We start from the raw sequence: 23,581 nt of genomic DNA on the forward strand, positions 1-23,581 counted from the left end.
CTCCTTTTCCATGTGTGCTACTGCTCGTACTGCTCCTGTTCCGTGCCGCCTGCGCCGCCCGCCCCCGGCCCGTGGCCGGGCGCGGCGATCGCGCGCAGGCACGTCTCGGCGAACACCCCGCACGCCTCCTCCACCGGCGGCAGGTCCGCCTCCCGCCGCNGCGCCGGCCGCAGCATCAGGTGCACCGCGACCGGCCCCAGGATCTGCTGGATCAGCAGGGGGAGCGGCAGCGGCCGCACGCGCCCGGCCCGCACGTGGGGCCGGAGCAGCGTGCCGAAGGCGGCGTACAGGCGGGGGAACCCGGCGTGGAACATGGCGCTGCCGGGGCCGTCGGGCCGGCTCGCGGTGTCGGCGAGCAGGGCCGGCATCACCCGCGGGCGCCGCTGGAAGGCCTCGGCCAGCGCGGCGTGCAGCGCCCGGACCGTCTCCTCCAGGCCCTCGGGCGGGTCGGCGGCCAGCCGCTCCAGCTCGCGCACCGGCCCGTAGCGCTCGAAGACCGCCGCCAGCAGCCCGTCCCGGCCCTCGACCACCGCATGCAGGCCGGGCAGCGAGCACCCGGCGCCGTCGGCGACGGCGTCCATGGTCAGCGCGCCCAGCCCGCGCTCGTCGATGACCCGCGCGGCCGCCTCGACGGCCCGCTCGCGCACCGGGGTCCGGGCGCCCGGGTCGACGCCGGCGGCGCGCACCGCCTCGTCGAGGGCGGCCCGGGCGCCGCCCAGCCGCCGCAGCAGTGTGCTGCGGGAGACCCCTGCGGCGGCCGCGATCGCGGTCACCGGCACCGATGCGACGTCGGTCCGGCGCTCCCGTGCGGCGGCGAGGGCGGCGTCGACGAACTCCTGTGGGACCCGTTCCTCCATGACACGTGATACTAATCGATATCTGGAGTCGTGTCACGTGTCAGTGGGATAGATCAGCGTTCCGGCGGACCGGGGCGGCCGCCGGCGGGCCCCGCCGCCCCGCTATCGATCGTCGACCGGTCCGCCTTTGGCGCCCGCCGTGCGAAACCCGGGAAGGCAGGTCGACCGATGACGCTCCGCTGTGCCGTGCTGGACGACTACCAGGGCGTCGCCCTGTCGACGGCCGACTGGAGCCCCCTGCAGGGCAGGGTGGACGTGCGCGTCCTGCGGCGGCCCATCGCCGACCCCGACGAGCTGGCCGCCGAGATCGGGGACTGCGAGATCGTCGTGGCCATGCGCGAGCGCACCCCCTTCGGCGCCGCCCTGCTGGGCCGCCTTCCCCGGCTGCGGCTGCTGGTGACCACCGGCAGGCGCAACGCCTCCATCGACCTGGAGGCGGCCGAGGCCGCCGGCGTCACCGTCTGCGGCACCTCCAGCACCATCAGCCCCACCGCCGAGCTGACCTGGGCCCTCATCCTCGGCCTGGCCCGGCACCTGCCGGCCGAGAACCGGGCCTTCCGACAGGGCGGCCCGTGGCAGTCCACGGTCGGCGCGGACCTGCACGGGCGCACGCTGGGCGTGCTCGGGCTGGGCAGGATCGGCGGCCGGGTCGCCCGCGTCGCCACCGCCTTCGGGATGCCGGTGCTGGCCTGGAGCGAGAACCTGACCGAGGAGCGCGCGGCCGAGGCCGGCGCCCGGCTCGCCAGGGGCAAGGAGGAGCTGCTGGCCGGCAGCGACGTCGTGTCGGTCCACCTCCAGCTCTCCGAGCGCACCCGCGGCCTGCTCGGCGAGGCGGAGCTGCGCGCCATGCGCCCGCACGCCTACCTGGTCAACACCTCCCGCTCCGGGATCGTCGACCGCTCAGCGCTCCTGCGCGCACTGCGCGGGGGATGGATCGCCGGGGCGGGACTGGACGTCTTCGACACCGAGCCCGTGCCGGAGGACGACCCGATGCGCACGCTGCCCAACGTGCTGGCGACCCCTCATCTCGGCTACGTCACCGAGCGGAACTACCGGACCTTCTACACCGAGGCCGTGGAGGACATCACGGCCTTCCTGGACGGCGAACCGGTGCGGCTGCTGGGAGAGCACTGAAGAAGGCCCGGGCCGGCCCCGGGGCGCTGTCGGGGGCGCGCACTAGCCTGGTGCGATGGAGCGCCACCACCGCATCGACTACATCGAGTTCACCGTCACCGACATGGCCGCCGCCAAGCGGTTCTACGGGGCCGCGTTCGGGTGGGAGTTCACCGACTACGGCGGCTCCTACGCCGGCATCAAGGGGGCGGGCGGCGGGCCCGAGGCGGGCGGGCTGGCCCTGGCCGGGCACGTGGCCCCCGGAGGCCCGCTGGTGATCCTCTATAGCGACGACCTGGACGCCTCCCGGGCCGCGGTCGAGGCCGCAGGGGGCACCGTCACCGACGAGCCCTTCGACTTCCCCGGCGGGCGCCGATTCCACTTCGCCGACCCGAGCGGGAACGTGCTGGCCGTGTGGACCGGGACCGGCTGAGGACGGACGGGCCCGGCCCGGTTCAGGCGCCCGCCCCCGCGCCCGCCCGCTCCTCCCCGCCCGCCAGCAGCCGCAGGGCCCGCTCGGAGTCCGACCCCGGACCGGCGGTGTACAGGCAGACGGTCTGGTCCTGGTCGGCGGGGAAGGCCAGCGTCTCGTGGTGCAGGGCCACCTCCCCGACCGCCGGATGGCGCAGCCGCTGGGGCCCGTAGGCGCACTCGCGCACCCGGTGGTCGTCCCACCAGGCGCCGAACTCGGGGACCTTGACCATGAACTCGCCGACCAGCTCGTTGAGGAGCCGGTCGTCGGGGTGGCGGCCGCAGGACAGGCGCAGGTTGGCGACCAGCTCCTGGGCGATCTCCTCCCAGTCGGCGTACACCTCCCGGGCCGCCGGGTCGAGCAGGATGAAGCGGGCGAGGTTGCGCCTGCGGTAGGGCAGCGCCTCGAAGTCGGCGATCAGCGCGCGGGCCAGGAGGTTGGCGGCCAGGACGTCCTTGCGGTGGTTCACCACGATCGCGGGGCTCACGCCGTTGAGGACCTCCAGCATCCGGTGGACCTCCGGCCGCACCCGCTGCACGTCCGGGGGACCCCCGCCTCTGGCCGCCTCCGCGCGGGGCCGCGCGAGCTCGAAGAGGTGGTCGCGCTCCACACCGTCCAGGCGCAGCGCGCGGGCCACGGCGGCCAGGACCGACTCCGAGACGTTGGGGTGCCGTCCCTGCTCCAGGCGGGTGTAGTAGTCCGCGCTGACCCCGGCCAGATGGGCGACCTCCTCCCGCCGCAGGCCGGGCACCCTGCGCACGCCCCCGTTGGGGGCCGCGCCGGCCTGCTCCGGACTCAGCCGCGCGCGGCGGGCGCGCAGGAAGTCCCCGAGTTCCGCGTTGCCGTCCATGGCCCCCAGTATCGCCGCGCGGCGCGGCGGCGCGCCCGGCGAGGGTGGCCCAGTCGGACCCCGGTTCGGCCGGGCCCCTTCCGGCGCTCCGCGGCCCGCCGCGGAGCGCGAGGCTGGAGCCGGGGCCGAACGGCCCCCCGGAACCCCAGGACAGGAGACTGCGTCTTGAGCACCATCGGACTCATCGGAAGCGGCAACATCGGCGGCACCGTCGCCCGGCTGGCGGTCGCGGCCGGCCACGAGGTCGTGCTGAGCAACCGGCGCGGCCCCGACACCCTCAAGGACCTGGTGGAGGAGCTGGGGCGGGCGGCCCGGGCGGCGACGCCGGCCGAGGCGGCCGCCGCCGGGGACTTCGTCGTGGTCGCCGTCCCCCTGGCGGCCTACGCGGCCGTCCCGGCCGAGGAGCTGCGCGGCAGGACCGTCATCGACACCGGCAACTACTACCCCGGGCGCGACGGGCGGATCCCGGAGCTGGAGGAGGAGGCCACGACCACGAGCGAGCTGCTGCAGGCGCACCTGCCGCATTCGCGGGTGGTCAAGGCCTTCGGCAACATCTACTTCGAGCACCTGGGCAACCTCGCCCGCCCCCACGGGCACCCGGAGCGGTCCGCGCTGCCGATCGCGGGCGACGACGCCGGGGCCAAGCGGGAGGTCACCGGGCTGCTGGACTCGCTGGGCTATGACGCCGTGGACGCGGGGCCGCTGGCGGAGGGGTGGCGCTTCCAGCGCGACACCGCCGCCTACACCCCGCTCTACGTCGGCGAGGGGTGGGACGTCCCGGGCCCGGACAAGGAGTTCGACGCCGGGCCGGGCAGCCCTGCCCCGGCCCGCGAGGTGAGGCAGGCCCTGGCGCAGGCCCGCCGCTACCGCGACATGTAGGGCGGGTGCGGACGGCAGGACGGGGACGGGCAGGGTGAGTACGCGTACTCATCCCCGCCGGCCCCTTCCGGGGGATGCTGTCGGGCATGACGACACCGCCGGTGAACACCAAGGTCACCCCCGCCTTCTATCTCCAGTCGGTCATCGCCTTCGGCGTCTCCAGCGCCGGGCTGTGCGCCGGGGTCGCCCTGCTGCCCGTGGACATCTGGATCCGCGCGTTTCTGGGGATGGGACTGCTGTTCGTGATCACCTCGACCTTCACCCTCGCCAAGTGCGTGCGCGACCGCCAGGAGGAGGCCGCCATCGAGGCCTGGACCGAGCAGGTCCAGGCCTACTCGGCGGGCAACCGGACCGCCTACGCAAAGAACTGAGGGGCGCCCGCGCGGTCGCGCAGGCGCCCCCCGGCTCTGCCGGTCACCGCCGTACGGAGACGGCCTCAGCAGGAGGTGCTGTACAGGACGACGTCGTAGAAGTTCCAGCCGGGTGCACTGCCGTCCTTGTAGTTGACGGCCCCGCGTGCGCAGTTGGTGCCGGGGGAGTAGACCATGTTGCCCCAACGGGTTCCGGACAGCGAGGTGCCGCCGTCGAACGTCTCGAAGACCTCGCGGTCCAGGTCGGCCACGTCCATCCACAGGCCGTCGCGCTGGGGGGCCGGGATGTTCCCGGGATAGCCCAGGATGCGGACCCAGTTGGTCTGGCAGGACGGGGACCAGCGCAGCTGGAAGGTCATCCCGTCGCGGCTGTTCTGGCGGACCGTGGTCGCGCCGGAGGAGCAGCCGGTGGCCTGCGGGTCGGCGCCGTCGTACATGTGCTGTGCATGGACCTGGCCGCCGTCGGACCCGCGCTCTTCGACGGTGGAGTCCGCGGCGGCGGGGGAGGCGGTGAGCACGGCGGCACCGAGGACCGCGCCTGCGGCCACCGCCAGCGGGGCGGCGATCCGGGAGCGGAGTTTCCTCCTGGTCGGGGGGATGGGCATCGGATTCCCTCGATTCGGGATCGGGTGCGGCTTTGAGCGTAGTCAGGGCCGCAGATTGATCACAATGTGTGCGGATGTGTGGACGATTCGTGTCCACAACCGGACGGGGGCCCTTGCGTTCCTGTGGTGGGCGCCGGGGAGGCCCCGCCTCCCGCCGCGCGCGGAGCGGCACGCAGGGACGCGCTCAGTCGTGGTCGGGCGCGAGAGCGGCGAGCACGGAGTCGAGTTCCCCCACGGCCGCGGTGACTCGCGCCGCGCCGTGTTCGGCGCAGAACCGCACCGCGTCGCGGACGTGCTCCGGGGCTGCGCCGGCCTCAAGCGCCGACTTCACGTGCAGGCGGAACGGCGCGCCCAGCGCCTGGTGGCACACGTCCGTCGTCAGCGCGACGAAGGCGCGTTCCCGGGCGCTGAGCCGGTGCTCGGACCAGGCCCGCGCCGTACGGTCGGCCAGGAAGTTCGCCGTCCAGGGGTCGCCGCATGCGCCGACGGCGCCGGTGTGCGGTGCGTCCTCGGGCCCGGCCCGTCCGGGGGAGGCCGGGCCGGTGTCCATCCCGAGGCCGACGGCGACCTTGGCGAGGCGCGCCAGGGCGTCGGCGGCGGCCGGGTAGCCCGAGTACGGGGCGGTGAAGCGGACCAGGGCGAGCAGGTCGGCGTAGGGGATGCCGTGCATCGCCGCGGCCTGGACGTGCAGTTCGAACGCCAGGCCCGTCTGCAGGCGGCAGATGTCGTCGGCCAGATTCTGCAGCAGTTTCTCGCGCAGCGTGGTGCCGGTGAGCCCGTAGACCAAGCGGCCGGTCTCCAGGGCCATGCGCTCGAATTCGGGGTCGATGTCGGCCAGGGGCCGGCTCGGCAGGTCGACCACGGGCGTCCTCGCTCTCGCTCGTGCCGGGGCCGCGGTCACGGCGCGGGGCGGACGGGCTCGGCCAGGCGCTGCGAGCCGCGGGCGATCATGACCGGCCCGTCGGCGGCCTCCAGGGCCTCGACCTTGAAGTCGGACAAGGCCTCGCGGATGCCCTCGGCCGCCGGCTCGGAGGCGCGCAGCCGCCGCTCGGTGGCGAAGAGCGTGACGGTCATGACCGTCTCCTCGTCCAGGGCGATGGCCTGGTAGCCGAGGATGCCCAACTCGGCCTGGGAGTTGTCGGCGAAGCGCCGGTCGACCGTGCGCATCAGGTCCTCGATGGTTCCCGCGCCCATCCGGTAGCGGCGGATCATCGCGTGCATGGGTCCTCCCCAGTGGATGCCAACATCTGTTGGCCAACGAGCGTTGACCTCACGGTAGGGAGCTTGGGCGCGGAAGTCAACGCTTGATGGCCTACGCTTGTGGGCATGAGGAGATCCGCCGAGGAGACCAAGCGGGCGATCCTGGCCGCCGCCCGCGAACGGTTCGCCGCCGACGGCTACGACCGGGCCACGGTCCGGGCGATCGCGGCCGCGGCCGGAATCGACCCGTCCATGGTCATGCGCTACTTCGGCAGCAAGGAGAACCTCTTCGCCACCGCCGCCGACTTCGACCTGGCCGTGCCCGACCTGCGGCGCGAGCCGCGCGAGCGGGTCGGCGCCGCGCTGGCCGCGCACTTCTTCCGGCGCTGGGAGCACGACGACGGCCAGCTGCGCATCCTGCTGCGCACCGCCGTCACCGAGGAGGAGGTCGCCGCCCGCATCCGCGCGATCCTCGCCGACCAGGTCGCCCCGCGCATCGCCGACCTGGGCCCCGGCGCGGCCGACCCCGGCACCCGGGCCGGCATGGTCGCCTCCCAGCTGCTCGGCGTGGCCCTGTGCCGGTACGTCCTGCGCCTGCCCCCGCTGGACACCATGGACACCGAGGAGGTCGTCGCCTGGATCGGCCCCGCGCTCCAGCGCTACCTGGTGGGGTGAGCGCCGCCCAACGCGGACACGCGCCGCCCGCGATCGCTGCCACGGTGGTCCGTGTGCGGGAGGGGCGCCTCCCGACGCCCGCCCCAGGCCGCCGACCCGTGAGGGGGACCACGCCCCGATGACCGTACTCACCGTCCGGGAGCTCAACCGCGCCACGCTCGCCCGCCAGCTGCTGCTGGAACGCGCGGACCTGCCGGCGCTGGACGCCGTCGGGCACCTGTGCGGCCTGCAGGCCCAGGAGCCCCAGGAGCCCTTCGTCGGCCTCTGGTCGCGGCTGCGCGGTTTCGCCCCCGCCGACCTCTCAGGGCTGCTGACCGGCCGTACGGCCGTGCGCACCCACCTGATGCGTCGCACCGTCCACCTGGTCACCACCGCCGACGCCCTCGCCTGGCGCCCCCGCCACCAGGCCATGCTGCACCAGAAGGCCATGGGGGCCTACCGGGACGAGCTCGCCGGGGCCGACCTGGAGGAGCTGGCCGCGGCGGGCCGGGCGCTGCTGGCCGAGGGCGGACCGCGCCCGATGGGCGAGCTGGCCCGGCAGGTCGCCGCGCAGTGCCCCCGGGCCGTGGGCGGGGCCGGGCCCCGCGCCCTCGCCGAGATCCTGGGCGTCCTGGTCCCGGTGGTGCAGTGCCCTCCGCGCGGGGTGTGGCGCGCCAAGGGCGGGGTGCGCGCCGCCCCGCTGGAGGCCTGGGCGGGCCGGGAGGCCGGCCCCCGGGACGCCGACGGCGACGACGCGGTGGGCCGGGAGCTGGTCCTGCGCTACCTGGCCGCGTTCGGCCCGGCCGCCACCGCCGACCTGCGCGCCTGGTGCGGCCTGGCCGGGCTGCCGGCCGCCGTGTCCGCGGTCCGCGGCCGGCTGGCCTCCTTCCGCGACGAGCGGGGCAGGGAACTGCTCGACCTGCCCGACGCGCCGCGCCCGGCCCCCGACACCCCCGCCCCGGTGCGCTTCCTCCCGGCCTTCGACAACGCGGTCCTGGGGTACCAGGACCGCACCCGCATCATCGACGACGCCGACCGCGGGCTCTCGGTCGCCGGGAAGCGGGCGGTGCTGGTGGACGGCCGGGTCGCGGCGACCTGGGACACCGACGGCGCCACCGTGACCGTGGCCCCGCTGCGCGCCCTCGCCCCCGCCGAGCGCTCCGCGGCGGGGGAGGAGGCCGAGGAGCTGGCCGCGTTCCTCTCCGAGGGCGAGAGCCGCCGGGTGCGCATGGAACCGCCGCCCCGCTGACCGGGCCGGCGCCGCCGCCCACGAGCATGAGCATGCCCGCGACGATCGCGACCGGCGCCAGCACCAGCACGGGGAGGATGCCGAGTGTGAGGAGTACAGGCCCTCCGGACTCGACAGGGGACATCGGAAGCGGGGGACCTCCCGCCTTCGTGAGGCGGGAGGGGGATAGCGGTGCAGCGCGGGGCCGCGGCCCGCGGTTCCGCCCCGGTGGCGGTCGGGCCGAGGGCGGCTTGTAGGGTCGGCGGCACGGCGCGGGGTGCGCCGGTGGGCCTTCCGCTGGGCAGCGTGGGGGCCGTCGGCGCTGAGATCACACCCGTCGAACCTGCACTAGCTCGTACTAGCGAAGGGACGCCTACTGTGGGCGGATTCTGTGCTGAAGTGTGGCAAGCGACCGCCGAGACGCGGGCGGCGATCGACGAGCTTCCGTTCGTCAAGGGACTGGCCGACGGCAGCCTGGAACGGGACCGCTTCGACTACTACATGGTCCAGGACGCCCTCTACCTGCGGGGCTACGCGCGCGCTCTGGCGGTGACCGCCTCGCGCGCCGACCGGGCCGAAGAGATCGCCTTCTTCGCCAAGGCCGCACACGACGCGATCATGGTGGAGAGCTCCATGCACGAGGGCAACGTGGGCAGCGTCGAGGGCGCCAAGCCCTCGCCGACGGGCACCGAGTACGTGTCCTACCTGCTGTCGCTGGCACAGACGCAGGGGTACGGCGAGCTGGCGGCCGGGGTGCTCCCGTGCTTCTGGGTGTACATGGACGTCGGGTCGCGCCTGATGGACAAGGCCGGGGACCTGGAGGGCCACCCGTACGGGGAGTGGATCGCGACATACGCGGACGAGGCGTTCGCCGAGTCGACGCGGCAGGCGTGCCGGATCGCGGACGGCGTCGCCGAACGGTCCGACGAGGCGACCGTGCAGCGGATGCGCGAGGCCTTCGTGACGGCGACGACCTACGAGTGGAAGTTCTGGGACGCGGCCTGGAAGAAGGAGGCCTGGCCGTTCACGGCCTGAGGGAGCCCTGAGGGAGCGGGGGGAGGAAGCGGAAAACCCTTTGCGGCGCCCCCGCCCCCTTCTGCAGTCTCTCCGGGGACGGCCACCCCCGAGGAGAGGACCCGCGTTTGTCGACCGGAGGCCCCGAAGCGGCGACCCCCGAAGCAGTGCCCATCGACGCCGGACTGGCCCACCGGCTGATCGAAGAGCAGTTCCCGCAGTGGGCGCACCTTCCGGTCGTCCCGGTCCCCGTCTCCGGAATGGACAACGCGACGTTCCGCCTCGGCGAGGACATGTCGGTGCGGATGCCCCGCTTCGACCGGTGGGCCGAGCAGGTCGAGCGCGAGCACCGCTGGCTGCCGTTCCTGGCCCCGCGGCTGCCCATGCCCGTATCGCTTCCCATCGCCAAGGGGGCGCCGGGCGCGGGGTACCCGTTCGCCTGGTCGGTGTACCGCTGGCTGGAGGGGGAGGCCGTGCACGGCGGTGCGCTGGCCGACCCCCGGCGCGCGGCGCTCGACCTGGCCGGGTTCGTCACCGCGCTGCAGAAGGCCGATGCCTCCGGCGCGCCGGGGCCCCGGGCGGGCAACGCCTTCCGGGGCGTCCCCATGGGCGACGAACGCGACTCCATCGCGGTCGAGGCGCGGGTCCGCCCCAAGATCGCGGCCCTCGAGGGCATGGTCGACACCGACCGGGTGACCGCCGTGTGGGAGGCGGCCCTGGCCGCACCGGCCTGGGACGGGCCCCCGGTCTGGTTCCACGGGGACCTGGCCGCCGGCAACCTGCTGGCCGTGGACGGGAACCTGAGCGCCGTCATCGACTTCGGGACGATGGGCGTGGGCGACCCGGCCGTCGACCTGCTCCCGGCGTGGAAGTTCCTCCCCCCTGAGGCCCGAGGGGTGTTCCGCGAAGCGCTCGGCGTGGACGAGGCCACCTGGGCCCGCGGGCGCGGGTGGGGGCTGGCCTCTTCCCTCCCCGTCCCCGACGACCCCTATTTCAGGGGGCGTCCGGACCGTATGGAGGACGCTTTGCGCCAGCTCCACGAGATCCTCGACGACGCCGCATAGGCGGCGGACGCGCGTCCCGGCGAGGCGTCCTTCGGGACGGCCGACGGGACCGTCGAGCTGTCCTTCACTCCACACCTTCCGGGGATGCTCGGGGCGGTCGCCGCATCCGGTGCCGCCGCGGCGGCGTTCGGCGTGGCGGCGGGGCGGTCGAGGCCCCGCCCTCCCGCACCTCATTGGCCTTCCGGTCGGTGGCCTCGCTCCTGAAGCCTGCCTGCGCCGCGGGGTCGGCCAGGACGGTCCAGGACTGCTCTCCCGGCCGAATCGAGGTCGGCCCCGTAGGAGGTGCCGTCGGTGCCCTCCCACCCGGGTGCCTCCGCCCGGAACCGCCCCGAACGCGACGGAGCGGACGCGCCGGTGTTCGCCTCAACGAACCGGGGGCGTGGCGGGCCGTCTTCCGGAGGGGGCGGGGGTCAGGCCTTGTCGAGCTGGTCGGCGAGGTCGTTCAGGTCCTCGGCGTACAGGTCGAACCGGTCCGAGGCCGCGGGCGGGTCCCCGACGGGGCGGTGGACGTAGGCGGTGCGCATGCCGAGCCGCTGCGCCCCGCGCAGGTCCCAGGCGTGGGCCGCGACCATGAGCAGCCGCTCGGGCGGACTCCCGGCGTCGGCGACGGCCAGCGCGTAGACCTCCGGCGACGGCTTGTAGGCCCGGGCGTCCTCGGTGGAGACGGCCAGGTGCCAGCGCAGCCCGGCGTGGGCGTTGAGCTCCAGCAGCGTCGTCCGGCCGGCGTTGGACAGCCCGATCAGCGGGAACCGCTCGGCGAGGCGGGCGAGCCCGTCCGCGGTGTCGGGCCACGGCGGGAGGCGGCGGGCGGACCGGGCCAGCGCTTCGACGGCGCCCGTACCGTCGGCTCCAGCGGCCTCGGCCACCTCTTCGGCGGCCTCCCGGTCGAGGGCCGCCGAGTTCCGGTACGGGCGCTCGCCGTCGGCGATGCGGGCCTGCTCACGGGCGATGCGGCGCTGCCAGAGGCCCAGGAGCCGCTCGGCGGCGGCGTCGTCGGGTGCGGGGGAGAGTCCGCGGATGCCGGAGCGGATCCCGGCCGGCTCGTCGACGAGTGTGCCCAGCACGTCGAACACGAGGGCGTCGGGCTGCGGAACGGGCATGGAGGGGGTCTCCTCGGCCGATCGGAGGGCACCGCCCGCCGATGTAAGGGGTAAAATGACTTTTAGCCGAAACTAGTCGGGGGTCTGCACGGAATGCAAGTGGCGCTGGACGACTACGCGTGGGCGGCCGGGGTCGCCACCGGACTCGTCAACACCACCGCCGAGGTCTGGCGGGGCGACGACCGGCTGCCCGACACCGCCGCCCTCGTCGCCTTCGCCGACCTGCACGGCGGCCGGTCGGCCCGCCCCGGCACCGGAGAGGCCCTGGCCGGCCTGGCACGCCGCGCGGGGGCCGCCGAGCTGTACGCGGTCCGAGAGCTGCGCGGCCCCGTGCGCGAACTGATCGACCGTCCCCGCCGCGGCCGCCTCATCACCGGCGCCACCGCGCTGACCGGGTCCGGCCGGGGGGCCGCCCTGGTCGGCGACCCCGCACACCCGGGCAGGACGGGCTGGGCGGTCGGGCTCCGGGAGGGGGCGGGTATCGCCGAGGCGCTGTCGCTGGTCTGCGGGGTCGGCATCCTGGGCACCGTTCGCGCACTGGGCGAGGAGCGGTTCCGCCCGTGCGGCGCGCCGGCGTGCCGGGGCGCGTTCATCGACACGACCCGGCCGGGCCGCCGTCGGTACTGCATGCCGGGCCTGTGCGGCAACCGAGCCAACGTGGCCGACCACCGCGCCCGCAAGGCACGCCCATCGTGACCCTGCGGAAGGCGGCCCGGGGGATCGCACGGCCGGACGCCGTCGACGCTTTCCCTGCGCGCGGCGGGCCGTCGACGTGCGGGGGAGGGGGTGCGACGGTGCATGCGGGGCGGCCCCTGTCCCCCTGCCGTCAGGCGGGCTTCCTGCGGCCCGGGTGAGCGATGCGGCCATGGCCGGCCCCGCCCCCGGACGACCCGGCCGGACTCGTTCGGCAGGACGCCGAGAGGCGCCCTGCCCGATCCCGACGCGGTGCCGCGCCCGGGCCCGGCGCCCCGAACGCGCAAAGCGGCGACGGCTCACCAATCTCGCCAATCCGCCGGACCGCGCCCGGGCCGGACATGTAGCTTTGAGCGACCGAATGGAAACGGTGCGGAGTTTGCGCCCTTCGGGAAGGCCGAAACGCCGCACCGGATCCAGCGGCGCACGGGTCCCGCGCCCGCATCGCCCGATCTCCCGCCCGGCCGCACGCGCCACGGGAGGGCCGCCGACAACCGAAAGGTCTTTCACCGGTGCTTCAGGCCCCGATCACCGATCTCGACATCGCTCCCGGACACGTCATCGAGTGGAGGCTGCGTCCCTCGCGGTCCTCCGGCGCGTCCGCGAGGGACGACAGGAGCGGCTCCTTCAATCAGGAGAAGCACTTCAGTGCGGCCGTGGACGCCCGCGCCGACGACGACCCACTGGCCTCCTATGTGGCCTGCACCTTCGAACTGCCCGGCCCGCCGGACCGCGCGGCCCTGGAGGCCGCGCTCCTGTACTTCGTGCGCCGCCACGAGGTGCTGCGCTGCGAGTTCCGCCACCTCGCCGGCGACCTGACCTGCCGGCCGATGGCCGCCGAGGACGCCGTCCTGGACCCCGTCGACATCGGCCCGGTCGCCACCCGCGAGGGGGTCCGCGGCCACGTCGACGACTGCTTCCACCGCATCGACACGCTGTCCTGGCCGCTGCTGGTGATGGGCGCCGTCGTCCGGCCCGAGTCGACCACCGTCTTCCTCGGCTTCGACCACCTGGTCTCCGACGGGCTGTCCACCCCGATCGCGGTCAACGACATCGCCACCGCCTACACCGCCGCCGTCCGCGGCGAGGAGCCCGGGCAGCCCGAGGTCGGCAGCTACCTCGACTTCGGCCACGAGCAGCGCCTCCGGTACGCTCCGGTCGGCGCCGACGACCCCCGCCTGGACCCCTGGAAGGCGTTCATGCGGAGCAACGGCGGGTTCTTCCCCGCCTTCCCGCTCGACCTGGGCGTCGAGCCGGGCGAGATGTACGGCACCGTCAACGACACCGACGCGCTCCTGACCGGCGCGGAGGCCGAGGCCTTCGAGGCGCACTGCCGCAAGGCCGACGGCAAGGTGTTCATGGGGGTGCTCGCCGCGGTGGGCGAGGCGCTGCGCCGCGAGGGCGGCCCCGAGGTCTACCGCGGCCTGATGCCGCTCAGCGACCGGGGGCGCGGCCGGTACGCCGAGGCGATGGGCTGGTTCGTCAACACCGTGCCCATCGAGTTCCCGGTGCCGGCCGGGGCCGGCTTCGCGCAGGTGATGTCCGGGGTGCGGGACGCCGCCGGTGCCATCCGGGAGCGCGGTGACGTGCCCTTCGTCAAGGCCTGGCGGCTGCTCGCGCCCGAATACGCCGACCTGCGCTCCTGGCCGTACGCGGTGAACTTCTTCTCCTACCTGGACTTCCGCCGCAGCCCCGGCGGCGAGAGGCAGCACGCTCTGCAGGCCCGCAAGCACATCTGGGCCTCGCACAGCAACGGCATCTGCTTCTGGTTCCACCGCAACGAGACCGGCATGTACGTCAACGCGATCTACGCCGACACCCCGCAGGCCCACAGCACCAAGGCCTCGCTCACCGCCACCCTGACCGGGGTGCTGGCGGGCCTGGCCGACAGCGGCGAGTTCTGACCCCCGCCCCGGCCCCCGCCGTCGGCCGCCCGGCAAGCGGGCCGGAGCGGACGCCCCGCCCTTCCGGCGCCGCCTGCCGGGGATGGCGTCCCCGACGGCCTCAGCCCTGCCTGCGGGCGAATCCGGGGGCGTGTTCGGGGCGTACGCCCAGGCCGATCGCGTAGGCCAGGACCGCCGAGGCCGGGGGGAAGTGCCTGAGCACCGCGAGCGGGACGGCCGGCGGCCCGTCCCGCTCTGCGCGCAGCACCGGGTCCAGCGCGCCCCGGTGCATCCCCAGCTGCATGCCCTGCGTCACGACCGTGGGCAGCCACCGGCGCCGCTGCACCGCCATCAGGTCGCCCACCGACACCCGCCTGCGCTTGAGCGGCCCGGCCAGCCGCGTGGCCGCCGCCACCGCGTCCTGCACGGCCAGGTTGATGCCCACCCCGCCCACCGGCGACATGGCGTGCGCGGCGTCCCCGATGCACAGCAGGCCCCGCCGGTACCACACCGGCAACCGGTCGACCTGGACGTCCAGGTGCTTCACGTCGTCCATCGAGCGCAGCGCGCCCACCCGGTCGGCGGCGTCGGGCAGCAGCCGGGCCACGTCCGCGCGGAAGGCCTCGATGCCGCGCTCGCGCAGCTGGAAGTCGGTGCCCTTGGGGCCCAGGTAGGCGATCTGCAGATAGCCCTCGCGCGGGATCACCACCAGCATGCGCCCCTTCTCCAGCCGCGGGCTGAGCGCCTCCCCGGTCCACACGTCCCCGGGCAGGCGGAACCACCAGGCGTCGATGTCCACCGGCAGCTCCCGCGTGGCCAGCCCGGCCGCGCGCCGCAGCCCGGAGTCCCGGCCGTCGCAGGCCACCACCAGGTCGGCGCGCAGCTCGCCGTCCCCGTCGGGGCCGCTGGTGCGCACGCCGCGGACCGCACCGCGCTCGCGGATGATGCCGGTGGCCTCGGTCTTCATCCGCAGGGTGAACGAGGGCTCCTCGGCGGCGGACTCGGCCAGCAGGTTGAGCAGGTCCCACTGCGGGACCATGGCGATGTAGGGGTGGGGGACGCGCAGGCGCCGCAGGTCGGCGACGGTGACCGTCTCCGAGTCGCCGACCGGGAAGACCGCCTGTTCGACCCTGCTCTGCGGGATCTCGGAGAAGCGCCGCCACAGTCCCAGCTCGTCCAGCAGGTTCAGGGTGGAGGGGTGCACGGTGTCCCCGCGGAAGTCGCGTAGGAAGTCGCCGTGCTTCTCCAGGACCGTCACGTCCACGCCCGCCCTGGCCAGCAGCAGGGCCAGGACCATTCCGGCCGGCCCCCCGCCGACCACCGCGCACGTCGTCGTCTCGCGTTTACCGGCCGATGCGCCCATGGGACTCCAATGGTCGAGCCGTGGTCCCGCCCGTGCGGGGCCGATGCGTTCTCGGGCCCTACCTACCCCGCGGCCGCGGTGGTCGTGTCCTCAGCGCCGGATGTAGCCGAGATCGGCCGCGGCGGCCACGGCGGCCGTGCGCGAGTCCACTCCGAGCTTGGTGTAGACGTGCGCCAGGTGGGACTTGACGGTCCCTTCGGTCAGGTGCAGCCGCTCACCGATCGCCAGGTTGGACAGCCCTTCGGCGACCAGCCCCAGGACCTCGATCTCCCGTCGGGTGAGCGCGTTGCCCCGCGTGCGCAGCCGGGTCATCAGGCGGTCCGCGACCGAGGGGGCCAGGGTGGTGCGCCCGGCCGCCGCGCTGCGCACGGCGGCCGCCAGCTCCTCGGGCGGGGCGTCCTTGAGCAGGTAGCCGGTGGCCCCGGCCTCGATGGCGGGCAGGGTGTCGGCGTCCGAATCGTAGGTGGTGACGACCAGGACCCGCGGGGCGCCCGCGCGCGCGGTGATCGCGGCGGTGGCCTCGGCCCCGCCCATGCCGCCGCCGAAGCGCAGGTCCATCAGGACGACGTCGATGCCGCCTTCGGCGGCGCGGGCGACGGCCTCCTCGGCGGTGCCGGCCTCGGCCGCCACCGTGATCCCGGGCTCGGTCTCCAGGACCGCGCGCAGACCGGAGCGGACCACGGGGTGGTCGTCGGCCAGCAGCAGCCGGACCGGGGCCGGGTCGGTGTTCATGGGCGCTCCTCGGGTGCGGTCCGGTTCTCGGGGGCCGCCCCGCGGTCGGCGGGGTCGGCCAGGGGCAGCCGGGCGGTGACCGTCGTGCCGTGCCCGGGCGAGGCGTCGACGGTGAAGGAGCCGCCCAGCTCGCTCATGCGGGCGCGCATCGCGGCCAGGCCGAACCCGCCGCCCCCGTCGGCGGGGGCGGGCGGTGGGCCGGTGTCGAAGCCGTCGCCGTCGTCGGCGACCTCCAGGACGGCCTGGGGGTGCGGGGCGCCGGTGAAGCGCAGCGTGACATCGGCGGTGCCGGCCCGTGCGTGCCGGACGGTGTTGCCCAGCGCCGACTGGGCGGTGCGCAGCAGCGCCACCTCGTGCGCCGTCGCCAGCGGGACCGGTTCCCCGGCCAGGTGGAACCGCGCGGAGAGGGGGTGCCGTTCGGAGACGGTGGCGCACAGCCGCTCAAGGGCGTCGGGCAGGGTCCGTCCTTCCAGGTCCGGCGGTGTCAGGGCCGCCACGAGGCGCCGCGCCTCGTCGAGGTTGTCGGCGGCGGCCTGGCGCGCGCGGCGGACATGGGCGGCGGCCGCCTCGGGGCGGTCGGGGACGGCCTTCTCCGCGGCCCGCAGCAGCAGTTGGATGCTGGAGAACCCCTGGGCCAGGGTGTCGTGGATCTCGCGGGCCAGGCGCTCGCGCTCGGCGAGGACCCCGGCGGTGTGCTGGGCGCGCGCCAGGTCGGCGCGGGTCGTGGTCAGCTCCTCGATCAGGCGGCGCCGCTTCTCGCTCTCCCGGTACAGTGCCTGGTAGCTCCAGACCACCGCGACGGCGACGGCGGCCCCCAGCGCCGGGCCGAGCGCCACCGCGGGGGTGAGCCCGCCCCGGTGGACGGCGAACCCGGCGACGGCCGCGGCCGCGGTTGCGGCGACGGCGGCCAGCCCGCCCCAGCGGGGCAGCAGGTGCAGCTGGAGGAGGTAGAGGGGGAAGGCCAGCCACACCGCCTCGGCGGACAGCACCAGCAGCGCGGCCCAGCAGACCCCCAGCAGGGCCAGCCACAGCGCCGCGGCGCGGCGGGAGGCGCCGATGCCGGGGACGAGCGGGCCGGCCGCGTACACCGCCCCGGTGGCGGCCGCGGCGGCGGCGACCCAGGCGGCGTCGGCACGCGCATCCACCACGGCCCGGGCCGCGACCAGCAACAGGAGCCCGGCGACCAGGAGGTGCAGGCACCAGGCGAGCACTCTGAGCGTGGGAGTCAAGCGGTTCACGAGGACCTCACCCTAGCGCCTTGCTGCGCCCTGACCTGGGACGGCGCCCCGGGCGGTGGGGCGGGCGGCGGGGTGGCGATGAGTCCGCGGCCTTGGGGGAGTCATCTCGGGGCGGAATGCGATCGGCCTGCCCCGGGGAGCGTTCGCCGCTCAAGGGGGCACGAGTGGAAGGACGTGCGTCATGACGGTCATCGTCGCCGGGAAGGTGTACGTGGATCCGGGGGACAGGGACCGGTTCCTCCGAGGCGTCGAGGCGATCGTGGCCGAGGGGAGGAAGGCCCCCGGGTGCCTGGACCTGGCGATCTCGCCGGACCCCCAGGAGGAGGGGCGGGTGAACCTCTTCGAGTCCTGGGAGTCGCACGAGGCCCTGGAGGCGTGGCGCGCCGTCGCGCCCGCGCCCTCGGCCGCCGTCGAGATCACCAGGGACGAGGTTCTCAAGCACGAGGTCTCCTCCTCCGGGCCTCCGTTCGACTGATTCCACGGGCCCCTCGCCTGCGAGGGGCCCGGTGATTCTCCACCGGTGCGGACGGTGCCGGCATCTGTCGAAAGGTGGAGATCGCCCTCCGCCCTCCGGACGGACGAGAGCCCACTCCTTCCAGATGCCCGGGAACGGGCCGCACGACGACAGTGGAGGGGTTGTCACACGTCATCGGAAGGGACGGCCGCAGATGTTCGTCGCCTGGAGGGACCTCAGGTTCGCCAAGGGGCGCTTCGCGCTGATAGGCGCGGTGATCGTACTGATCACCCTGCTGGTGGGGATGCTGTCGGGGCTCACGGCGGGCCTGGCGCGGGAGAACGTTTCGGCGGTGACCGGCCTGCCCGCCGACAGGATCGTCTTCGCCGACCCGGGCGGGGAGGGCGAGCCCTCCTTCGCCGACTCCGTCGTCACCGAGCCCCAGTGGCGGGAGTGGGCCGGGACGTCCGGCGTGCAGAGCGCTGAGCCGCTGGGCATCGCCACCACCAAGGCCGAGACCGGAGACGGGGACACTGCCACCGTCTCGGCATTCGGTGTGCGCCCTGGGGGAGGCCTCGCGCCCGAGGCGGGCCGGGTGCGGGGCGACTCCGCCGTGCTGTCCGAGGGCGCCGCCGAGGACCTCGGCGCGGAGGCGGGCGACACCCTCACGCTGGCGGGGCGCGAGGTCACCGTGGCGGCCGTGGCAGGGGACGCCTCCTACAGCCACACCCCCGTGGTGTGGACGAGCCTGGACGCCTGGCAGGACATCGCCCCGCCGACCGGCACCGACGACGGGCCGAGGGCGTCGGTGATCGCGCTTGAGACCGGCGACGGAAGCGGCGGCGACGCCGAAGGCGCCGCGATCGCGGATACCGATGAGCAGGCCGGGACACTGACCGTGGGCAAGGACGAATCCCTTGCGGCCATCGGCTCCTATGCCTCCGAGAACGGCTCCCTCCAGCTGATGCGGGGGTTCCTGTTCGCGATCTCGGCGCTGGTGATCGGCGCGTTCTTCACCGTGTGGACGATCCAGCGCAGCCCCGACATCGCGGTGCTCAAGGCCCTGGGCGCCTCCACGGCCACCCTGCTGCGCGACGCGCTCGGACAGGCGCTGGTGCTGCTGGTGGGCGGGACCGCCGCCGGAACGGCGGGCGCCCCCCCNCGCTGGTCTCGGGCTCGGACGTGCCCTTCGAACTGGCACCGGGGACCGTGCTCGCCCCGGCGGCCGTCATGGTCGCGCTGGGTGCGCTGGGAGCCGCCCTGTCCGTGCGCCGCATCACCTCCGTCGACCCGCTGACCGCCTTGGGGAGTGCACGATGAGCCTGGAACTGAACGACGTCACCCTGACCTACCCCGACGGCGACGGGCGGCTCACCGCCCTGGACCGCGTGGCGCTGGAGGTGCCCGCGGGGACGCTGACGGCGGTCGTGGGCCCCTCGGGATCGGGCAAGTCCAGCCTGCTGGCCGTGGCGGCCACCCTGATCCGCCCGGACTCGGGGACCGTGGTCGTGGACGGGACCGCCACCCGCGGCCTGGGGGCGCGGCGGCTGGCCGAGCTGCGCAGGCGCCGGATCGGCATCGTGTTCCAGCAGGCCAACCTTCCGGCGTCGCTGACGGCGGCCGAGCAGCTGCAGGTGATGGCGCAGATCGACGGCCGGTCCCCGCGCAGGGCGCGCCCGCGCGCGCTGGAGCTGCTGGAGGCGGTCGGCCTCTCCGGGCAGGCGGACCGGCGCCCCCACCAGCTGTCCGGGGGCCAGCGCCAGCGGGTGAACATCGCGCGCGCGTTGATGAACGAGCCCAATGTGCTGCTGGTGGACGAGCCGACCAGCGCCCTGGACCATGAGCGCGGGGCGGCGGTGATCGACCTGATCGCCCGGATGACCCGCGAGGAGGGCACCGCCACGGTGCTCGTCACCCACGACCGTGCGCACCTGGGCGAGGCCGACCGGGTCGCCGAGATGGCGGACGGACGGCTGCGCCTGCCCGTCCCGGCCGAGTGAGGGCCGGGGGCGGGTTTCGGACGGGGGCGCTCCCGGGGTGTACACGGTCGTGGAGCCGCGGAAGCTCCGCGGCCGCTCCAGGCGGCGCCGCTCCGGCCGAAGAGCCGGGACAAGGGCCGGGAACAGGGCTCGGCACGGGGAGGGGCGCCGACCCCGTCGGCCGCCCGCGCCCCACCGAAAAGAGAAAATGGAGGGCATGCCCGGAATGGCGGCGATGAGGACGCATGTCCGCCATGTCGAACCGGAATGCGCCGCACCTTACCTCTGGGGGGCAGACCTTCTATGGGCACCCTTGCGGAGACCCGATATCCGGACGCCCGCGCTGTTTCGTCCACAGAGTGGAAGGAAAGGGAGGAGGCGTCGATGTCGCTCGCCACCTGCGGAAAAGCGGGCGTCATGGACGGCGCGGGGAAGGAGGGAGGGCGGCGGGAGAGGTTTTTACGGGCGCCCGCCCGGTTCCCGTGGCGCCCCGAACGGCGGCGAATTCCTTGTCGCCTCCGCATCGGCCGTGCAACGCTTTTTCGCGTCGGGCGGACTCGCGCCTTACGGGCGGATCCGCCCTTTCCGCACCCCCGAATGCGACGGGAATTCTATGATCAGGCATCATATGACCGCCTCCGCCGCCGTCCTCCTCTCCTTCGTCACCGCCGCCGTGCTGGGCATCGCGCTCCCCGCCTCCGCGGCCCCCGCCCCGCCGGCCCAGGGGACCGACTACCAGATCCGGTTCGAGCCCAACGAGGCGCGGATGGTCCCCTACGCCGGCGCGGCCACCCGCGTCGACGTGCGGGTCTGGCCGGCCGACCACCGGGGCATGGACTGGGAGCTGACCCGCACCGGCTCGGTGGACGGGCACCCCACCTACGAGATCCGCAACCTGTACAGCAACCTGTGCCTGGAGCCCAAGAACGGCCTGCCCGCGGTCGGCCAGCGGGTCGAGCAGACCGGCTGCACGGGGCGGGACCGCCAGGAGTGGCTGCTGCCCTACGTCGACAACGCGCACCAGATCGTGCCCGTGCGCAACACGCGCCTGGGCGTGACCCTGGAGAACCCCGCCTGGAACGGGTCGTTCCTCAAGCTCGGCTACCGCAGCTTCGCCGACTCCGGCTACCGGTGGGCCTTCGAGGCGCTCTAAGGCGTCGACCGATCCGGCTCTACAGGCCCGCCCCGGGAGGCCCGGGGCGGGCCCCGACCGTTCGGCGCCGAAGGGCGGTCAGGGGCGCCTCCCGGTCAGCGGGCGGCGGATCGGCCGACGTCCGGCCGGGCCCCCCGGGGGTCATGGGCGACGCCGCCCAGGATCCGCTCGAACATCGCCGTCGGCGCCCGCCGCGGGATCAGGCGGGCCAGGCGCATCATCGTGTCGGTCTGCAGCAGCGTCCGGGGGCCGGAGGTGGCGATGCTGCCGGTCGCGCCGTCGCCCGCCTTGACCGCCCGGGTGTTCCGCGCCCGCTCGTAGGCGCCCAGCGCCGCGCCCAGGTCCGGGGCACCGTCCGCCCCGGACGCGCGGACGGCCCCCTCCAGCGCGTCCCTGAGCGCCGCAACGTCCTCCAGCGCCTGGCCCACCCCCTGGGCCAGGATGGGCGGCATCGCGTGGGCCGCGTCGCCGATCAGGGCGCACCGGCCCTTCCGCCAGCACAGCGGCGGGTCGTGGCGCCGGTGCGGGAACAGGGCCAGGTCCTGCTCGGTGAGCGCGTCCAGGAGCCCGTGCACCTGGGGCGCCCACGAGGAGTAGCGCTCGCGCAGCAGCGGAAGCGCGCGCCCGGGGTCGTCGTGCGCCGGGCCGGCGGGCCACTCGGTGTCGATGAGCCACTGCATCAGGCCGCCGGCCACCGGGCTCATCCCGACGCTGCCCTCGCGCCCCAGGAACATGGTGAACCGCGGCCCCGGGTCGAAGGGGGCGGGGACCAGGCCCTGCCAGGTGGCCGCGCCGGTCGGCCGGGCGCGCAGCCCGGGGCCGTCCCCGACCACGTGGCCGCGCACGGCCGAGTTCACCCCGTCGGCCCCGACCAGCAGGTCGCCGGTGAACTCCCGGCCGTCCTCGGTCCGCACCGAGACCTGGCCGCCCCCTTCGCGGACCCCGGTCACGCGGGCGCCGAAGCGGATCCGGTCCGCGGGCACCCCTTCGGCCAGGCGGGCGACCAGCGAGCGGCGCGTCACCGCGACGGCCGGTGCGCCGTAGGCGGCTTCGAGTCCGGCCAGGGAGACCGTCATCGCCGGCCGCCCGGTGGAGCTGCGCACCGCGACCCCGGGCAGGGGCCGTTCGTCGCCGGAGGTGCCGACGCCCAGCCCGCGCAGGATCGCGGTGCCGTTGGGCCACAGGACGACCGCGCACCCGCCGTCGCGCAGACCGGGGGCGCGTTCCAGGACGGTGACATGGTGCCCCGCGTCGAGCAGCGCCCGCGCCGCCGCCAGCCCCGCGATCCCGCCCCCGCTGATGAGAACCCGCATGACTCCATCCTCGACATCGAGTAGTACGACAATCAGTAGTACTAGACGGTGTCGTCGAACGACAGGGGACGGCGGAGGGGTGACCGGATGCGGCCAGCCGGCACGCGTGCGCCCCGGGCGGCCGGGTGTACCCGGGACCAGGGGGCGGGAACGGCGCAGGGAGGAGCCCGACCGCGGTCGCCGGGAAGATCACGCGAAACGGCGCTCCCGGCGCCCGGAGTTCTCCGGCCCTGAAGACCCTTGACCCGCCCCCGCGCTATTGGTTGCGTTGGCCGCGGCCCGCATGCGCGTTCCGTTCCGGAATATCCGGGAAACGGAGCGGCGCCCCTCGCCTGCCCGGAACGGGCCCCATCGATGATTCGCGCGCGAACGGCCGGGTGGAAGCGCGCCTTCGGCGCGGGGAATTCGCAGGGAACGGAACGGCGGCCGGTATTGCGGGCCGCGACGGCGAACGGGAGGACGGATGCGCAGGGATCGGCTCTGGAAAACGAGCGTCGGGCGACTTTTCGACCATCGGGCGCACTCGGGCGGCCGACCGATGATCTTCCGCCTCGACCGCCCCCTCGACATCGCCCCCGAGGCCGGCACCGTACTGGAGGTCCACGAGCTGGCGCGGTGCGTCCGCAGGGCCGCCGGGGCCCTGCACGAGGCGGGGGCCGGGCGCGGCGACCGGATCGCCGTCCACAAGGACGACCACCTGGACTGCCTGCTGCTCGCGGCGGCCGCGATCCGGATCGGGGCGGTGCCGGTGATGCTCTCGGGCGGGCTGCCCGGCGAGGCGGTCCGGGCGCTGCTCCGCCGCACCGAGCCGCGCCTGCTGGTCTCCGGGCGGCGCCTGCTCACCGCGGGCGGCGGCGCGGAGAAACCGCTCACCGAATTCGCCGAACGCACTCTGAGCGTGGACCCGGGGGTTCCCGGGGCGCTGGACTTCGCCGATTTCTCCGGCGCCTCCGAACCGGCGCCGAATCCGCGCCGCGACGACGAGCTCATGATGCTCACCCACACCTCCGGGACCACCGGCGTTCCCAAGCTCATCATGTACACCCCCGAAAAACTCCAGGGGCAGATGGCGCGGCTGGAGACCAACCGGCTTCCCGTGATCACCTTCCGGCCCGACGACACCGTCGCCGTTTTCATGCCGTTCGTGCACGCCCGCGCATTCACCTGGATCTATTCGGTGCTGAGCCTTTCTCCGGCCAAAGTCCTGGTGATGAGCTCCAGCGCCCCCGAGACCGCCGGACCGCTCCTGCGCGAGCACCGTCCCACGATGGTCGAAGGCCTGCCGATCGACTTCGCCAACCTGAAGGGGCTGGCCGCCGAACCCGGCCCCGGCCCCTTCTCGAAGGGGCGGATGTACGCCAGCACC

24 protein-coding genes and 1 pseudogene are annotated in these 23,581 nt (G+C 74.8%); 15 read left to right on the forward strand and 10 right to left on the reverse strand.

Going from position 1 to position 23,581, the window contains the following annotated elements; translation table 11 throughout:
• Window positions 1–17 precede the first annotated feature (17 nt).
• The gene (locus tag D450_RS0105070; RefSeq protein ID WP_017537590.1) at window positions 18–857 is read right to left on the reverse strand and encodes a TetR/AcrR family transcriptional regulator; all 840 of its coding nucleotides are present in this window, start codon (window positions 855–857) and stop codon (window positions 18–20) included.
• A 168-nt stretch (window positions 858–1,025) separates the two neighbouring features.
• On the opposite strand from D450_RS0105070, the gene D450_RS0105075 reads away from it, so the two are divergent.
• Together D450_RS0105075 and D450_RS0105080 are read left to right on the forward strand one after the other, a co-directional pair.
• Window positions 1,026–1,991, forward strand: a complete 966-nt coding sequence (locus D450_RS0105075) for a D-2-hydroxyacid dehydrogenase family protein (protein WP_017537591.1) — start codon at window positions 1,026–1,028, stop codon at window positions 1,989–1,991.
• 55 nt (window positions 1,992–2,046) lie between these two features.
• Entirely contained in the window at window positions 2,047–2,403 is a 357-nt protein-coding gene (locus D450_RS0105080; RefSeq protein ID WP_017537592.1) for a VOC family protein, read from the forward strand.
• Between the two features lie 22 nt (window positions 2,404–2,425).
• On the opposite strand, the gene D450_RS0105085 is transcribed toward D450_RS0105080, so the two are convergent.
• Window positions 2,426–3,292 (reverse strand): helix-turn-helix transcriptional regulator, encoded by an 867-nt coding sequence (locus D450_RS0105085; protein ID WP_017537593.1) that lies wholly within the window; start codon window positions 3,290–3,292, stop codon window positions 2,426–2,428.
• A 165-nt stretch (window positions 3,293–3,457) separates the two neighbouring features.
• Here D450_RS0105085 and D450_RS0105090 point away from each other — a divergent pair, with 165 nt between their 5' ends.
• Entirely contained in the window at window positions 3,458–4,171 is a 714-nt protein-coding gene (locus D450_RS0105090; protein WP_017537594.1) for an NADPH-dependent F420 reductase, read from the forward strand.
• Window positions 4,172–4,257: 86 nt separating this feature from the next.
• The gene (locus D450_RS0105095) at window positions 4,258–4,542 is read left to right on the forward strand and encodes a YiaA/YiaB family inner membrane protein (RefSeq protein ID WP_026128392.1); all 285 of its coding nucleotides are present in this window, start codon (window positions 4,258–4,260) and stop codon (window positions 4,540–4,542) included.
• Window positions 4,543–4,607: 65 nt separating this feature from the next.
• Here D450_RS0105095 and D450_RS0105100 read toward each other — a convergent pair whose 3' ends face one another.
• The 3 genes from D450_RS0105100 to D450_RS0105110 form a co-directional block, all read right to left on the reverse strand.
• A complete protein-coding gene (locus tag D450_RS0105100) occupies window positions 4,608–5,147 on the reverse strand; it encodes a DUF2690 domain-containing protein (RefSeq protein WP_017537596.1) in 540 nt (179 codons plus the stop codon).
• 184 nt (window positions 5,148–5,331) lie between these two features.
• Window positions 5,332–6,009: a carboxymuconolactone decarboxylase family protein gene (locus D450_RS0105105; RefSeq protein ID WP_017537597.1), complete on the reverse strand. Its 678-nt coding sequence runs from the start codon at window positions 6,007–6,009 to the stop codon at window positions 5,332–5,334.
• A gap of 35 nt (window positions 6,010–6,044) precedes the next feature.
• Window positions 6,045–6,368, reverse strand: coding sequence for a hypothetical protein (locus tag D450_RS0105110; RefSeq protein WP_017537598.1), 324 nt, complete (start codon window positions 6,366–6,368; stop codon window positions 6,045–6,047).
• 105 nt (window positions 6,369–6,473) lie between these two features.
• On the opposite strand from D450_RS0105110, the gene D450_RS0105115 reads away from it, so the two are divergent.
• The 4 genes from D450_RS0105115 to D450_RS0105130 all read left to right on the forward strand — a co-directional run bounded on the left by D450_RS0105115 (window position 6,474) and on the right by D450_RS0105130 (window position 10,307).
• Entirely contained in the window at window positions 6,474–7,022 is a 549-nt protein-coding gene (locus tag D450_RS0105115; RefSeq protein ID WP_017537599.1) for a TetR/AcrR family transcriptional regulator, read from the forward strand.
• 118 nt (window positions 7,023–7,140) lie between these two features.
• On the forward strand, window positions 7,141–8,250 hold the full coding sequence (locus tag D450_RS0105120; RefSeq protein WP_017537600.1) for a winged helix DNA-binding domain-containing protein: 1,110 nt from the start codon (window positions 7,141–7,143) through the stop codon (window positions 8,248–8,250).
• 378 nt (window positions 8,251–8,628) lie between these two features.
• Entirely contained in the window at window positions 8,629–9,264 is a 636-nt protein-coding gene (gene tenA, locus D450_RS0105125) for a thiaminase II (RefSeq protein WP_017537601.1), read from the forward strand.
• A 107-nt stretch (window positions 9,265–9,371) separates the two neighbouring features.
• Window positions 9,372–10,307 carry an aminoglycoside phosphotransferase family protein gene (locus D450_RS0105130; RefSeq protein ID WP_241483064.1) on the forward strand — a complete coding sequence of 312 codons (936 nt, stop codon included), beginning with the start codon at window positions 9,372–9,374 and terminating at the stop codon, window positions 10,305–10,307.
• 410 nt (window positions 10,308–10,717) lie between these two features.
• Here D450_RS0105130 and D450_RS0105135 read toward each other — a convergent pair whose 3' ends face one another.
• Window positions 10,718–11,407, reverse strand: coding sequence for a haloacid dehalogenase type II (locus tag D450_RS0105135; protein WP_017537603.1), 690 nt, complete (start codon window positions 11,405–11,407; stop codon window positions 10,718–10,720).
• A 93-nt stretch (window positions 11,408–11,500) separates the two neighbouring features.
• Here D450_RS0105135 and D450_RS0105140 point away from each other — a divergent pair, with 93 nt between their 5' ends.
• Together D450_RS0105140 and D450_RS0105145 are read left to right on the forward strand one after the other, a co-directional pair.
• On the forward strand, window positions 11,501–12,103 hold the full coding sequence (locus tag D450_RS0105140) for a CGNR zinc finger domain-containing protein (RefSeq protein ID WP_241483065.1): 603 nt from the start codon (window positions 11,501–11,503) through the stop codon (window positions 12,101–12,103).
• A gap of 509 nt (window positions 12,104–12,612) precedes the next feature.
• Window positions 12,613–14,004, forward strand: a complete 1,392-nt coding sequence (locus tag D450_RS0105145) for a condensation domain-containing protein (RefSeq protein WP_017537605.1) — start codon at window positions 12,613–12,615, stop codon at window positions 14,002–14,004.
• A 100-nt stretch (window positions 14,005–14,104) separates the two neighbouring features.
• Here D450_RS0105145 and D450_RS0105150 read toward each other — a convergent pair whose 3' ends face one another.
• From D450_RS0105150 to D450_RS0105160, 3 genes are all read right to left on the reverse strand, one after another.
• Entirely contained in the window at window positions 14,105–15,346 is a 1,242-nt protein-coding gene (locus tag D450_RS0105150) for an FAD-dependent oxidoreductase (protein ID WP_083932544.1), read from the reverse strand.
• A gap of 90 nt (window positions 15,347–15,436) precedes the next feature.
• Window positions 15,437–16,078, reverse strand: coding sequence for a response regulator (locus D450_RS0105155; RefSeq protein WP_017537607.1), 642 nt, complete (start codon window positions 16,076–16,078; stop codon window positions 15,437–15,439).
• Entirely contained in the window at window positions 16,075–17,316 is a 1,242-nt protein-coding gene (locus D450_RS0105160) for a sensor histidine kinase (RefSeq protein ID WP_026128393.1), read from the reverse strand. Before D450_RS0105160 ends, D450_RS0105155 begins: the two co-directional genes overlap by 4 nt.
• A gap of 181 nt (window positions 17,317–17,497) precedes the next feature.
• On the opposite strand from D450_RS0105160, the gene D450_RS0105165 reads away from it, so the two are divergent.
• The 4 genes and pseudogenes from D450_RS0105165 to D450_RS0105180 all read left to right on the forward strand — a co-directional run bounded on the left by D450_RS0105165 (window position 17,498) and on the right by D450_RS0105180 (window position 20,902).
• Window positions 17,498–17,791, forward strand: coding sequence for a putative quinol monooxygenase (locus tag D450_RS0105165; RefSeq protein WP_017537609.1), 294 nt, complete (start codon window positions 17,498–17,500; stop codon window positions 17,789–17,791).
• 193 nt (window positions 17,792–17,984) lie between these two features.
• Window positions 17,985–19,090 (forward strand): annotated as a pseudogene (locus D450_RS29495) (ABC transporter permease).
• Window positions 19,087–19,770, forward strand: a complete 684-nt coding sequence (locus D450_RS0105175; protein WP_017537610.1) for an ABC transporter ATP-binding protein — start codon at window positions 19,087–19,089, stop codon at window positions 19,768–19,770. Before D450_RS29495 ends, D450_RS0105175 begins: the two are co-directional and overlap by 4 nt.
• A gap of 607 nt (window positions 19,771–20,377) precedes the next feature.
• A complete protein-coding gene (locus tag D450_RS0105180) occupies window positions 20,378–20,902 on the forward strand; it encodes an RICIN domain-containing protein (RefSeq protein WP_017537611.1) in 525 nt (174 codons plus the stop codon).
• Window positions 20,903–20,997: 95 nt separating this feature from the next.
• Here D450_RS0105180 and D450_RS0105185 read toward each other — a convergent pair whose 3' ends face one another.
• Window positions 20,998–22,215: an FAD-dependent oxidoreductase gene (locus D450_RS0105185; protein ID WP_017537612.1), complete on the reverse strand. Its 1,218-nt coding sequence runs from the start codon at window positions 22,213–22,215 to the stop codon at window positions 20,998–21,000.
• Between the two features lie 538 nt (window positions 22,216–22,753).
• Between D450_RS0105185 and D450_RS29500 the strand changes: the two genes are divergently transcribed.
• On the forward strand, window positions 22,754–23,581 hold an 828-nt coding region (locus tag D450_RS29500), incomplete at its 3' end, for an AMP-binding protein (RefSeq protein WP_017537613.1).

The sequence above is a fragment of the Nocardiopsis halophila DSM 44494 genome (assembly GCF_000341245.1).
GTDB lineage: Bacteria > Actinomycetota > Actinomycetes > Streptosporangiales > Streptosporangiaceae > Nocardiopsis_A > Nocardiopsis_A halophila.

Coding starts and splice junctions, on each gene's coding strand:
- D450_RS0105075 (WP_017537591.1), top strand. CDS start 1,026: ATGACGCTCCGCTGTGCCGTGCTGGACGACTACCAGGGCGTCGCCCTG.
- D450_RS0105080 (WP_017537592.1), top strand. CDS start 2,047: ATGGAGCGCCACCACCGCATCGACTACATCGAGTTCACCGTCACCGAC.
- D450_RS0105085 (WP_017537593.1), bottom strand. CDS start 3,292: ATGGACGGCAACGCGGAACTCGGGGACTTCCTGCGCGCCCGCCGCGCG.
- D450_RS0105095 (WP_026128392.1), top strand. CDS start 4,258: ATGACGACACCGCCGGTGAACACCAAGGTCACCCCCGCCTTCTATCTC.
- D450_RS0105100 (WP_017537596.1), bottom strand. CDS start 5,147: ATGCCCATCCCCCCGACCAGGAGGAAACTCCGCTCCCGGATCGCCGCC.
- D450_RS0105110 (WP_017537598.1), bottom strand. CDS start 6,368: ATGCACGCGATGATCCGCCGCTACCGGATGGGCGCGGGAACCATCGAG.
- D450_RS0105115 (WP_017537599.1), top strand. CDS start 6,474: ATGAGGAGATCCGCCGAGGAGACCAAGCGGGCGATCCTGGCCGCCGCC.
- D450_RS0105120 (WP_017537600.1), top strand. CDS start 7,141: ATGACCGTACTCACCGTCCGGGAGCTCAACCGCGCCACGCTCGCCCGC.
- D450_RS0105135 (WP_017537603.1), bottom strand. CDS start 11,407: ATGCCCGTTCCGCAGCCCGACGCCCTCGTGTTCGACGTGCTGGGCACA.
- D450_RS0105140 (WP_241483065.1), top strand. CDS start 11,501: ATGCAAGTGGCGCTGGACGACTACGCGTGGGCGGCCGGGGTCGCCACC.
- D450_RS0105150 (WP_083932544.1), bottom strand. CDS start 15,346: ATGGGCGCATCGGCCGGTAAACGCGAGACGACGACGTGCGCGGTGGTC.
- D450_RS0105155 (WP_017537607.1), bottom strand. CDS start 16,078: ATGAACACCGACCCGGCCCCGGTCCGGCTGCTGCTGGCCGACGACCAC.
- D450_RS0105165 (WP_017537609.1), top strand. CDS start 17,498: ATGACGGTCATCGTCGCCGGGAAGGTGTACGTGGATCCGGGGGACAGG.
- D450_RS0105175 (WP_017537610.1), top strand. CDS start 19,087: ATGAGCCTGGAACTGAACGACGTCACCCTGACCTACCCCGACGGCGAC.
- D450_RS0105180 (WP_017537611.1), top strand. CDS start 20,378: ATGACCGCCTCCGCCGCCGTCCTCCTCTCCTTCGTCACCGCCGCCGTG.
- D450_RS0105185 (WP_017537612.1), bottom strand. CDS start 22,215: ATGCGGGTTCTCATCAGCGGGGGCGGGATCGCGGGGCTGGCGGCGGCG.